Source organism: Humibacter ginsengiterrae (genome assembly GCF_054780115.1).
The window spans coordinates 1-12,157 of sequence record NZ_BAAGWY010000003.1; the positions used below are offsets into that span (position 1 = coordinate 1).

The 12,157-nt window shown below is 67.5% G+C and carries 10 protein-coding genes; 9 read left to right on the forward strand and 1 reads right to left on the reverse strand.

What is annotated here, in order from left to right:
- The first annotated feature begins 233 nt into the window (after positions 1 to 233).
- The 9 genes from ACYVII_RS04905 (at position 234) to acs (ending at position 11,188) form a co-directional block, all read left to right on the forward strand.
- A complete protein-coding gene (locus ACYVII_RS04905) occupies positions 234 to 1,352 on the forward strand; it encodes a GuaB3 family IMP dehydrogenase-related protein (protein ID WP_460532815.1) in 1,119 nt (372 codons plus the stop codon).
- Positions 1,353 to 1,359: 7 nt separating this feature from the next.
- Positions 1,360 to 3,081 carry a glycerol-3-phosphate dehydrogenase/oxidase gene (locus ACYVII_RS04910; protein ID WP_460531894.1) on the forward strand — a complete coding sequence of 574 codons (1,722 nt, stop codon included), beginning with the start codon at positions 1,360 to 1,362 and terminating at the stop codon, positions 3,079 to 3,081.
- A gap of 108 nt (positions 3,082 to 3,189) precedes the next feature.
- Positions 3,190 to 3,702: a cation:proton antiporter regulatory subunit gene (locus tag ACYVII_RS04915; RefSeq protein ID WP_460531897.1), complete on the forward strand. Its 513-nt coding sequence runs from the start codon at positions 3,190 to 3,192 to the stop codon at positions 3,700 to 3,702.
- A 2-nt stretch (positions 3,703 to 3,704) separates the two neighbouring features.
- Positions 3,705 to 5,186: a cation:proton antiporter gene (locus ACYVII_RS04920; RefSeq protein ID WP_460531900.1), complete on the forward strand. Its 1,482-nt coding sequence runs from the start codon at positions 3,705 to 3,707 to the stop codon at positions 5,184 to 5,186.
- 37 nt (positions 5,187 to 5,223) lie between these two features.
- Entirely contained in the window at positions 5,224 to 6,111 is an 888-nt protein-coding gene (locus tag ACYVII_RS04925; protein ID WP_460531902.1) for an SURF1 family protein, read from the forward strand.
- Positions 6,112 to 6,115: 4 nt separating this feature from the next.
- Positions 6,116 to 6,652: a DUF3817 domain-containing protein gene (locus ACYVII_RS04930; RefSeq protein WP_460531905.1), complete on the forward strand. Its 537-nt coding sequence runs from the start codon at positions 6,116 to 6,118 to the stop codon at positions 6,650 to 6,652.
- A gap of 96 nt (positions 6,653 to 6,748) precedes the next feature.
- Positions 6,749 to 8,338, forward strand: a complete 1,590-nt coding sequence (gene guaA / locus ACYVII_RS04935; RefSeq protein WP_460531908.1) for a glutamine-hydrolyzing GMP synthase — start codon at positions 6,749 to 6,751, stop codon at positions 8,336 to 8,338.
- Positions 8,339 to 8,580: 242 nt separating this feature from the next.
- Entirely contained in the window at positions 8,581 to 9,216 is a 636-nt protein-coding gene (locus ACYVII_RS04940; RefSeq protein WP_460531911.1) for an acetate uptake transporter family protein, read from the forward strand.
- Between the two features lie 4 nt (positions 9,217 to 9,220).
- Complete coding sequence (acs, locus tag ACYVII_RS04945) at positions 9,221 to 11,188, forward strand: acetate--CoA ligase (RefSeq protein ID WP_460531914.1); 1,968 nt, start codon at positions 9,221 to 9,223, stop codon at positions 11,186 to 11,188.
- A 93-nt stretch (positions 11,189 to 11,281) separates the two neighbouring features.
- On the opposite strand, the gene ACYVII_RS04950 is transcribed toward acs, so the two are convergent.
- Positions 11,282 to 12,136: a Bax inhibitor-1/YccA family protein gene (locus tag ACYVII_RS04950; protein WP_460531917.1), complete on the reverse strand. Its 855-nt coding sequence runs from the start codon at positions 12,134 to 12,136 to the stop codon at positions 11,282 to 11,284.
- Between the last annotated feature and the right edge of the window lie 21 nt (positions 12,137 to 12,157).

A 12,157-nucleotide genomic window follows, 5' to 3' on the forward strand; every position in this document is an offset into this window, starting at 1 on the left:
GTCCACCACGGCCACGCTCGACCTCAGACACGCTTGGCTGCTCTCACCGAAACAGGGTCATGCGGTAACCAACCCGCGCATATCAGACTGACCACGCGTCACCAGACACGCCGCACCCCGACCCCGCCAGCGAACGAGGAAGCGCCGCCAGGCAACCAATCCGGCGGCGCTTCACCACGCCCCCTTGACAAAACTCAACACATATCAGTCGTCGGTAGGCTGGCCGGGTGACCATGGAAATCGAAATCGGCCGCGCCAAGCGCGCCCGCCGCGTCTACGCGTTCGACGACGTGGCAGTGGTGCCGAGCCGCCGCACCCGTGACCCGGAAGACGTCTCGACCTCCTGGTCGATCGACGCCTACACGTTCGACGTGCCCATTCTCGCGGCGCCGATGGACTCCGTCGTCTCGCCGTCGACCGCGATCATGATGGGACGGCTCGGCGGCCTCGGCGTGCTCGACCTCGAGGGCGTGTGGACCCGCTATGACGACCCGGAGCCGGTGCTGGCGGAGATCCGGTCGCTGCCCAGCGAGCAGGCCACCGAGCGGATGCAGCAGATCTACGCCGAGCCGATCAAGGCGGAACTGATCCGCGACCGCCTCGCGGAGATCCGTGCTGAGGGGGTCACGGTCGCGGGGTCCCTGTCGCCGCAGCGCACCCAGGAGTTCTACCAGACGGTCGTCGACGCCGGCGTCGACCTCTTCGTCATCCGCGGCACCACCGTGTCGGCCGAGCACGTCTCCAAGAACGTCGAGCCGCTCAACCTCAAGAAGTTCATCTACGAGCTCGACGTGCCGGTCATCGTGGGCGGGGCCGCCACCTATACCGCTGCCCTGCACCTCATGCGCACCGGTGCGGCCGGCGTGCTCGTCGGGTTCGGTGGGGGCGCGGCATCCACGACCAGGGCGACCCTCGGCATCCATGCCCCCATGGCCACTGCCGTAGCCGACGTGGCAGGTGCTCGTCGCGACTACCTCGACGAGTCGGGCGGACGCTACGTGCACGTGATCGCCGACGGCGGCCTCGGCTCGTCGGGCGATGTGGTGAAGGCCATCGCCTGCGGAGCGGATGCCGTCATGCTCGGCACCACGCTCGCTCGCGCCACCGACGCCCCTGGCGGTGGCTGGCACTGGGGCGCCGAGTCGCACCATCCGCAGCTGCCGCGCGGGCACCGCGTGCAGGTCGCGCAGACCGGCACCCTGGAGGAGATCCTGTACGGACCGGCTCGGGTTGCCGACGGCACCGCCAACCTGGTCGGGGCGCTGCGCCGCTCGATGGCCACCACCGGGTACTCCGACCTCAAGGAGTTTCAGCGCGTCGAGGTCGTCGTCGCCCCCTACCTGTCCCACTGAAGGCGCCATGAGCTCGCGAGCACACATCGAACACTCGGCACAGCTGGGCCCTAAGCAACGCGCCGACGCCATCGAGTCGATGCGCTCTGACGAGCTCGACGTGCTCGTCATCGGCGGAGGCATCGTCGGCACAGGGGCGGCGCTCGACGCAGTCACCCGTGGGCTCACCGTCGGCCTCGTCGAGCAGCGGGACTGGGCATCCGGCACCTCCAGCCGCTCGTCGAAGCTGGTGCACGGCGGCATCCGCTACCTGGAGCAGCTCGACTTCCGGCTCGTGCGCGAAGCGCTCATCGAGCGGGGTCTGCTGCTGCAGCAGCTCGCCCCCCACCTCGTGAAGCCCGTGCGATTCCTCTACCCGCTGCGGCGACCGCTCATCGAGCGCTTCTACATCGGCGCCGGCATGCTGCTCTACGACCTGTTCAGCTACACGGGCCTGCGCCCGCCTGGTGTGCCGCACCACAGGCACCTGACCCGCACACAGGTGCGAAAGCTGTCGCCTTCGCTGGCGACGGATGCCTACGTCGGCGGCATCACGTACTACGACGCGCAGGTCGACGACGCGCGTTACACGGCATCCGTGGCTCGCACCGCCGCGCACTACGGTGCGCACGTCGCGAACCGGGTGCGAGTCGAAGGATTCCTCAAGGTCGGGGAACGCGTGGTCGGCGTGCGCGCGAGGGACCGCGAGACGGGCGAGGTCTTCGAGATCCGCGCCAAGCAGGTGGTCAACGCCACCGGCGTCTGGACCGACGACACCCAGTCGATGGTGGGGGAGCGCGGCAAGTTCAAGGTGCGCGCATCCAAGGGCATCCACCTCGTCGTGCCGCGCGACCGCTTCCAATCCGCGGCCGGCCTGCTGCTGCGCACCGAGAAGAGCGTGCTGTTCGTCATCCCGTGGGGCAGGCACTGGCTCGTGGGCACCACCGACACCGACTGGCAGCTCGACAAGGCGCACCCGGCCGCCACCGCGGCCGACATCGACTACCTGCTGGAGCACGTGAATCAGGTGCTGACCATTCCGCTCACCCGCGAAGACGTCGAGGGTGTCTACGCGGGACTGCGGCCCCTGCTGGCGGGCGAGTCGGACGAGACGTCCCAGCTCTCGCGCGAGCACATCGTCGCGCACGCCGTGCCGGGGCTCGTCGTGATCGCCGGCGGCAAATGGACCACATACCGTGTCATGGCGAAGGATGCCATCGACGCGGCAGCGAGCGCCCTCGACGGCAAAGTGCCGACATCCGCCACGTCGGAGATCCCGCTGGTCGGCGCGGTCGGATACCGGGCCGCGTGGAACCGCAGGGCGCGGATCGCGCGCAAGTCGGGCGTCCACGTCACCCGGGTCGAGCACCTACTGAACCGCTACGGCACGCTCGCGCAGGAGGTGCTCGACCTCATCGCCGCGCGTCCCGAGCTTGCCGAACCGCTGCCAGGAGCCGATGACTATCTTGGCGCCGAGGTCGTCTATGCGGCGTCGCACGAGGGAGCACTGCACGTGGACGACGTGCTCGCCCGGCGCACCCGCATCTCGATCGAGGCGTGGGACCGCGGCGTCTCCGCCGCGCCGGTCACCGCGCGCCTGATGGGCGCGGAACTCGGCTGGGACGAGGAGCGCATCGAGCGCGAGATCGCGTACTACCTGCGCCGCGTGGCAGCCGAGCGCGCGTCGCAGGAGCAACCGGACGACGCCTCCGCCGACCGCGTGCGCCTGGAGGCCCCCGACCTCGGCTGAAGGCGCCGGGCGCGTTCTCCCACAGCGCAGGGCGGCCCGCGACCCACTAACTAGACTTGCAATCACGCAAATGCACGGGAGTCCTTGACGATGGTTGATGTTCGACGAGTGAAGCTTCCCGGGGTCGGTGTGCTGCACACCTTCGTGACGGATGACGGCGGCAAAGTCGGAGTCATCGCGCACCGCTCCGGACACTCGGACCTGATCACCTTCTCCGACGATCAAGATGCGACGAACGTCACCAAGGTGTCGCTGCGCCTGAACGAAGACGAGGCGCACACCCTCGCCGAACTGCTCGGCGGCACCCAGATCACCGAGTCGCTGACGGCGCTGGACCAGATCCCCGGTCTCTCCATCGACTGGTTCACGGTCGACTACGAGGACTACATCGCCGGCCAGCGGCTGGGCAGCCCCGCCGAGGTCGGCATGGTAGGCCTCACCGTGGTCGCCGTCGTGCGCGGGGACTCCACGAACCCGGCGCCCGCCGCCGACTTCAAGGTGTTCCCCGGAGATACCCTCGTGGTCGCGGGATCCCCGGAGAAGGTCGCCAAGGCGTTCACGTTCTTCCGCACCGGAGAGGTGGCCAAGCCGGCTCTCGCTGACGCTCCGCCCGGAGTGTGATCGTGGCCGTCGCCGCCGTGCCCGCGTTCCTCTCCTCCCTCGGTGACGACATCGTCACTCGCGTCGCCGCGCACGGGCATGCGGATGCCCACCCCGCCTCCGTGCTCACGGCTCGCGCGCCGCACGCGACCGACTCCGTGGCGACCGACCTCATGGTGCTCGGCGCCCTGTTCGTGATCGCGTACGGGCTCGGGCGCCTCGGCAAGCTGATCAGGCTTCCGGCCATCCCGATCTACATGATCGTGGGCCTCTTGGCCAGCCCGCACACCGGCTTCTTCCCGCTCAACTTCGACACGGCCGACATCGGGCTGATCGCCGTCTTCGGCCTGATCCTGCTGCTGTTCAACCTCGGTCTCGAGTTCGACCAGGACGAGTTCTTCGGCAACGCCGGCCGGCTGCTCATCTCCGGCGGCACCTACATCGTTCTCAACATGGGCGTCGGCTTCCTGTTCGGCGAACTGGTCGGCTGGGGAACCCGCGAGGCGCTGATCATCGCCGGCATGGTGGGTACCTCCTCGAGCGCGATCATCACGAAGATGCTGATCGAACTCGGGCGCCTGGCGAACAACGAGACCCCGGCCATCCTGGGGGCGACGGTCATCGGTGACGTGTTCATCGCCGTCTACCTGGCGATCGTCTCCGTCGTGCTCAGCGGCCAGACGCAGTTCTGGCCGGTTGTGCTGCAACTGGCGATAGCCGCCGCGTTCCTCGTCGCCATGTTCACCGTCGCGCGATGGGGCGGGCGCATCGTCTCGCGGTTCTTCCGAACGCGAGACGACGAGTTGTTCACGATCCTGTTCTTCGGGCTGGCCCTTCTCTTCGCCGGCATCGGCGAGCTGATCGGGGTGACGGATGCGATCGGCGCGTTCCTGATCGGTCTCGTGCTCGGCGCGACGCGCTTCTCCGGCAAGGTCGAGCGCATCTCCATACCGCTGCGCGACGTGTTCGCCGCGTTCTTCTTTCTCAACTTCGGCCTCGCGCTGAACATCGCCGAGTTCGGCAGCGTCGCCTGGATCGTGCTCATCGCCATCGTGATGACGGTGGCGCTGAACGTTCTCTCCGGCGAGCTCATCGCTTACTTCAACCGGCTGGATGCCCGTGCCGGGCTGAACATCGCCGCCGTGCTCATGAACAGGGGCGAGTTCACCCTGATCCTCGCGACGCTCTCCCTGGCGGCAGGGCTGAACCAGAAACTGGAGCCGTTCGCCGGTCTCTACGTGCTCATCATGGCCATCCTCGGTCCGGTGCTCACAGCCAACTCTGAGAGGATCGGTGTTGCACTGATCCGGCCGCGTCGAAGAACGGCCGTGAAACAGCGCGATCCCGTTCTCGACGAGGAGATCGACCTCGTCGATGCCGTCAGCCGCGGACAGGAGCCCGCCGCGGACGACACCGACGCGGAGCCGAGCCGCGCGGATCTCGATCGCGTGATCGAGCAGGCCATGCGGCAGACGAACAACGACGACACACGAAAGCAGAACTGACATCTCCGGTGACACCCGACCGGCGACCGGCCTATCCATGAACAAGCCGGTTCCGCCGAGAACCGAGTCGCTCGGCCGCACGATGGTGCGCCCGAAGTGGATCGCGGCGCTCGTGCTGGCTCTCGCGATCGCGGCCGCCTTCGCGTGGCTCGGGCAGTGGCAGCTGGAACGCGCGGTGCAGTCGGGGCACGTCGTCGAGCATCCGACCGAGACGGTGATGCCGCTGAACAAGGTCGCGACCGTGAACTCGCCGCCGACGGATGCCGGCATCGGCCAGCTCGTGCGCACGCGCGGCACGTTCGCACAGCAGGACTACGGGATGCTCGCCGGACGGTTGAACAACGGAACCGCCGGCTACTGGGTCATCGCCCGGTTCACCCCCTCGGCGGATGACGCCAAGGGCCGTACCGCGCAGCTCGCGGTCGCGCGCGGTTGGGCGCCCACCGAGCAGGCGGCGAAAGCGGCGATCGCACGCCTGAAGGCGCAGGACCCCACGACGGTCACGCTCGTCGGACGCCTGCTGCCCTCGGAGGCGCCGGAAGCGCCGAAAGAGAACACCGACCCGTTCATCATGAAAGACATGTCGGTCGCCGCGCTCGTCAACCTGTGGCACGGCATCGGCGACTCCGACATCTACAGCTCCTACGTCGTCGAGCACGGCACACCGCCGGCCGGCCTCACCGCGATCTACTCGCCGCCACCGATCGAGCAGGAGACGGTCAACTGGCTGAACATCTTCTACGCGGCCGAGTGGGCGATCTTCGCCGGATTCGCGATCTTCCTCTGGTACCGCCTCGTGAAGGATGCCTGGGAGAAGCAGCGCGAAGACGCCGAGGCGGAGTACGAGGAAGCGCTCGCCGCGTGGTCGGGCGCCGCCGGTGAGCCCGCTCCCAGCCAGCCGTCACCCGACCAGAACTTAGACTGAACCCATGCCGAACTCCCCCCAGAACGAGGACGGCGGAAGCCTCCTCAAGCGCACGATCGAGCAGTTGCGATCGGCGAACTCGGCCCGGCCCCGCGCGGTGGACATCCCGAAGATCCCCGGCGCGCTGACGTTCTACCGTGTCACCGCATACATCACCGGAATCATGCTGCTGCTTCTGGTGGCGGAGATGATCCTCAAATACGGCATCGGGTACTCGGTGTACGCGTTCGCCCCGGGGCATCCGGTGCTCGCGCTGGTGCCGTATAACCCCGCAGGCGGCGAACTGCCCGGACTCGACGTCTCCACGGCGATCCTCATCGCGCATGGATGGCTGTACGTGCTCTACCTCATCGCCGACTTCCGGCTGTGGTCGCTGATGCGCATGTCGTTCACGAAGTTCGTGCAGATCGCTCTCGGCGGCGTCGTGCCGTTCATGTCGTTCATCGTCGAGCACTTCATCACTCGGCAGGTGCATCGATTCCTCGCCGAGAACCCCGTCAAGTCCAAGGCAGCATCGAACGCCGTTGAGGCATCCCAGTAGCGCGCTGGAGCCCAAAGCGGAGGCCGCTTCTAGCCACCGCCGCGACGCCAGCGCCGACCGCCGTCTCGACGGTCCGGTATCACGAAAGAGGCATGAATGACCGTTGATGATGACGATGCGGCCGTTGGTGAGCATCCCGTGCTTGTCGTCGACTTCGGGGCGCAGTATGCGCAGCTGATCGCGCGGCGCGTGCGGGAGGCATCCGTCTACTCCGAGATCGTGCCGCACACGATCACGGCCGAGGAGGTCGCGGCGAGGCATCCGGCAGGCATCGTGCTCTCCGGCGGTCCGTCGAGCGTGTACGAAGACGGGGCGCCGAGCTTCGACCCGGCCATCTTCGAGCTCGGGGTGCCGACGCTCGGCATCTGCTACGGCTTCCAGGTGATGGCCTCGGCGCTCGGCGGCGAGGTGTCGAAGACGGGCGCGCGCGAGTACGGCTCGACCGACGTGCGGGTGACGGATGCCGGCACGCTGCTGGCCGATCAGCCGGCGCAGCAGACGGCGTGGATGAGCCACGGCGATTCCGTGACGAAGGCGCCGGCGGGATTCGAGGTGCTCGCCTCGACCGACTCCACGCCCGTCGCGGCGTTCGCCAGCGACGAGCGGCGGCTCTACGGCGTGCAGTGGCACCCGGAGGTGAAGCACTCCGCACACGGGCAGGCGGTGCTGGAGAACTTTCTGCACCGCGCAGCGGGCATCCCGGCCGAGTGGAACAGCGAGAACGTCATCGAGGCGCAGGTGAGGGCGATCCGCGAGCAGGTCGGCAACGGCCGCGTGCTCTCGGCGCTCTCCGGCGGTGTGGACTCCGCGGTGTCGACCGCGCTCGTGCACAAGGCGGTCGGCGACCAGCTCACCGCGGTGTTCGTGGACCACGGCCTGCTCCGTGAGGGGGAGCGCGAGCAGGTCGAGAAGGACTACGTCGCCTCGACCGGCGTTCGCCTCATCACGGTCGACGCCGCCGACACGTTCCTGAACGCGCTGGCGGGTGTGAGCGACCCGGAGGAGAAGCGCAAGATCATCGGGCGCGAGTTCATCCGCGCGTTCGAGAAGGTGCAGCGCAAACTGGTCGAAACGGCGAAGGCGGCGGGAGACCCCATCCGCTTCCTCGTGCAGGGCACGCTCTACCCCGACGTGGTGGAGTCCGGCGGTGGCACAGGCACCGCGAACATCAAGAGCCACCACAACGTCGGCGGCCTCCCCGAAGACCTGCAGTTCGAGCTCGTCGAGCCGCTGCGCACCCTGTTCAAAGACGAGGTGCGCGCCGTAGGCCGTGAGCTGGGCTTGCCGGAGGAGATCGTCTCGCGGCAGCCGTTCCCCGGCCCCGGGCTGGGCATCCGCATCGTGGGCGAGGTGACACGCGACAGGCTCGACCTGCTGCGCAAAGCGGATGCCATCGTGCGGCACGAACTCACGGCCGCCGGTCTCGACGGCGAGATCTGGCAGTGCCCCGTCGTGCTGCTGGCCGACGTGCGCTCGGTGGGCGTGCAGGGCGACGGGCGCACGTACGGGCATCCGATCGTGCTACGTCCGGTCAGCTCGGAGGATGCCATGACCGCCGACTGGACGCGCCTGCCGTACGACGTGCTGGCGCGCATCTCGAACCGCATCACGAACGAGGTCGAGGGCGTGAACCGGGTGACGCTCGACGTCACCTCGAAGCCCCCGGCCACGATCGAGTGGGAGTGACCCCGCCGGGAGCGGAATCTCGCGAGCAACCATTGAGCTGACCAGCCATCCCGAATTGACGCGGATTCCGGGTGAGGGCGGGGTCCGGATGGCGCCCCTTCGACTCAGAATTGCCACCGGTCGCATGAGGAATTCTCATGCCAGTGAGCTGCCTGTGAGAATTCGATGATCTCGGTCAAGTGCAGCGAGCGTAGCGTGGGAACGATGACCGGCGACGATGCCGGCCACTGAGGAGATTGGACATGTCCACACCGCAAGCGCATCGCGCATTCGTTCCTCCGGAACCCGCGACCGAGTCAGCGCCCCGACCGTTGCACGTTCCATTCGGTGATCCCGCGGGCCTCGGCCTCGCCGGCTTCGGGATGACCACCTTCGTACTCAGCGTCGTGAACGCGGGCTGGGTACCCGCGGATACCGGAGGAGTGGTCCTCGGCCTCGCCCTGTTCTATGGCGGCGCCATCCAGGCGATCGCCGGAATCTGGGAGTTCGCGAACCACAACACGTTCGGTGCCGTGGCGTTCTGCTCGTACGGAGCGTTCTGGATGTCGTTCTGGTATCTGAACACGGCCACGAAGCTGGGTTCCGATGCCTCCAAGGGCATCGGCCTGTACCTGCTCGCCTGGGCGATCTTCACCTGCTACATGACGATCGCGTCGTTCCGAACGAACCTCTTCGTGTTCCTCGTGTTCGTCGTGCTGACGCTCACCTACATCGCCCTCGTGCTGGGCGCCTGGGTCGGGGCGAGCCCGTGGAACTACATCGGCGGGTACCTCGGAGTACTCACGGCGCTGCTCGCCTGGTACACGTCGTTCGCGACCGTCACCAACTTCACGTACAAGCGCACGGTGCTCCCACTCGTGCCGATGTCGAAGGGATGACGCGATGACGGACACGCAAGAACCCACCATCGCCAACCTGCTGCGCGAAAACCGCCGGTTCGAACCCTCGCCGGAGTTCGCCGAGCAGGCGAACGTGAAACAGGATGCCTACACCGAAGCGGATGCCGACCGGCTCGCCTTCTGGGACCGAGCAGCGGACCGCTTGGACTGGGAGACCCACTGGGATCAGACGCTCGACTGGTCGAACCCGCCGTTCGCGAAGTGGTTCGTGGGCGGCAGGCTGAACGTGGCCGTCAACTGTCTCGACCGTCATGTCGCCGCCGGACTCGGCGACCGCGTTGCGTACTACTTCGAAGGGGACCGTGGCGACACCCGGACGATCACCTACCGGGAGCTCACCGAAATGGTCTGCCAGGCGGCGAACGCCCTGACCGAGCTCGGCGTGAAGACCGGTGACCGCGTCGCCATCTACATGCCGATGATCCCGGAGACCGTCGTGGCGATGCTCGCCTGCGCTCGTCTCGGCGCTCCGCACACCGTCGTGTTCGGCGGTTTCTCGGCCGAATCGCTGCGCAGCCGCATCGAGGACTGCCAGGCCCGCGTCGTGATCACGGCCGACGGTGCGTATCGCAAGGGCAATGCGGTAGCCCTCAAACCCGCGGTGGATCAGGCGATCGCCGACGGTGCGGATGTCGACACGGTGCTCGTCGTGAAGCGCACCGGCTCCGACGTCGACTGGGTAGACGGCCGAGACGTGTGGTGGCACGACACGGTGGAGCAGGCGTCCACCGAGCACGAGCCGGAGTACTTCGACTCGGAGCATCCGCTCTACGTGATGTACACGTCGGGCACGACAGGCAAGCCGAAGGGCATCCTGCACACCTCGGGCGGTTACCTCGTCGGATGCTCGTACACGCAGTGGGCCGTGTTCGACCTCAAGGCCGACCGGGACGTGTACTGGACCGCGGCCGACATCGGCTGGGTCACCGGCCACAGCTACATCGTCTACGGACCGCTCGCGAACGGCACGACGTCCGTGATGTACGAGGGCACGCCGGACTCCCCGCACCAGGGTCGCTGGTGGGAGATCATCGACAAGTACAAGGTGACGCAGCTGTATTGCGCGCCCACGGCGATCCGCACGCTCATGAAGTGGGGTGCACAGATCCCGGCGAAGTACGACCTGTCGAGCCTGAAGGTGATCGGGTCGGTCGGTGAGCCGATCAACCCGGAGGCGTACGTCTGGTACCGGCACAACATCGGACACGACCGCACGCCGGTCGTGGACACCTGGTGGCAGACCGAGACCGGTTCGATCATGGTCAGCGCGCTGCCCGGCGTGACGGCGGGCAAGCCGGGCGCGGCAATGCGTGCGCTGCCCGGCATCTCGGTGGATGTCTACAGCGAGGCGGGCGAACCGGTCGCCAACGGAGAGGGTGGCTACATCGTCGTCACCGAGCCGTGGCCGAGCATGCTGCGCACGATCTGGGGCGACGACGAGCGGTATGTGAGCACGTACTGGTCGCGGTTCCCTGGCGTGTACTTCGCCGGCGACGGCGCGAAGAAGGACGAGGACGGCGACCTGTGGCTGCTCGGCCGCGTGGACGACGTCATGAACGTCTCCGGCCACCGCCTCTCCACGACGGAGATCGAGTCGGCTCTGGTCTCGCATCAGAAGGTGGCAGAGGCGGCCGTCGTGGGAGCGACCGATGAGGTGACCGGGCAGGGGATCGTGGCGTTCGTCATCCTCCGGGCCGAGGCCGGCGACGGCGGCGAGGATGTCGTCGCCGAGCTGCGCGAGCACGTCGTCGTGCAGATCGGCAAGCTCGCCAGGCCCCGTCAGATCATGGTCGTCGCGGAGCTGCCGAAGACGCGCAGCGGGAAGATCATGCGGCGGCTGCTGCGCGATGTGGCCGAGAACCGTCCCATCGGCGACGTCACCACGCTGGCGGACTCGACGGTGATGGATGCGATCGCCGCGGGCATGGCGGCCGGCGCCCACGACGACTGAGCGCCTACCCGCTTCCTCGGCCCGTCGAAAGCACCCGGCAACGAAGGAGCCCCGCCCGGTCGGACCGGGCGGGGCTCCTTCGTGAGGCTTCGGCTAGTTGCGCCCGCCGCCGCCCGCGATGATCGCGAACAGACGCAGGAACTCGACATACAGCCAGATCAGGGTGACGGCGAGGCCGAACGCGCCGTACCAGCCCATCACCCGCGGTGCCCGGTTCTTCACGCCGTTCTGGATGAAGTCGAAGTCGAGCACGAGCGAGTAGGCGGCGAGGATCACGGCGAAGACACCGATCAGAACGCCGAGCGGAATGTTGAACAACCACGGCACGTGCATGGAGTAGATGCCGAACGGGCCACCCGTGGTGGTCTGGCTGAATCCGCCGAACATCATCACCACGAGGTTCACCGCACCGAACACGGCGTAGCCGATCAGGGCGACGAGGAACACCTTCGTCGCACGGGCGGATGCGCGAACCTTGCCGCTGGCGAACAGCACGAGCGTCACCGCGAACACGGCCAGCGTCGCGAGGATCGCCTGAATGACGACACCATTCCAGAGCTGCTCGAAGATGGCCGAGATGCCGCCGATGAAAAGGCCCTGAGCGGCGCCGTACGACAGGATGAGCGCAGGCGATGGCTTGCGCTTGAAGGAGTTGACGAGCCCCAGCACGAGACCGACGATGGCGCCGGGGAAGGTCAGCACGGGGAAGAACCAGCCCACCACGGCGGTGGCGAGGATCACCGCGAAGAGCAGCACCGTCTTGACGATGGTGTCTTCGTAGGTCATACGGCCGGTGTCGGCCGACGTCGCCGCGGGGGCGTCGTACAGCGACTGGATGCCCTCGGTCGTGGCGAGCGCGTTCGTGTCGGTCGCCGTAGGGGCACCTGCCGCGGGATTGTTCGGCTTGAAGGCCGGATTGCGCGAGAACGCGGGGTTCGAGAGAGCCATGATGAAACGTTACCGAAGATC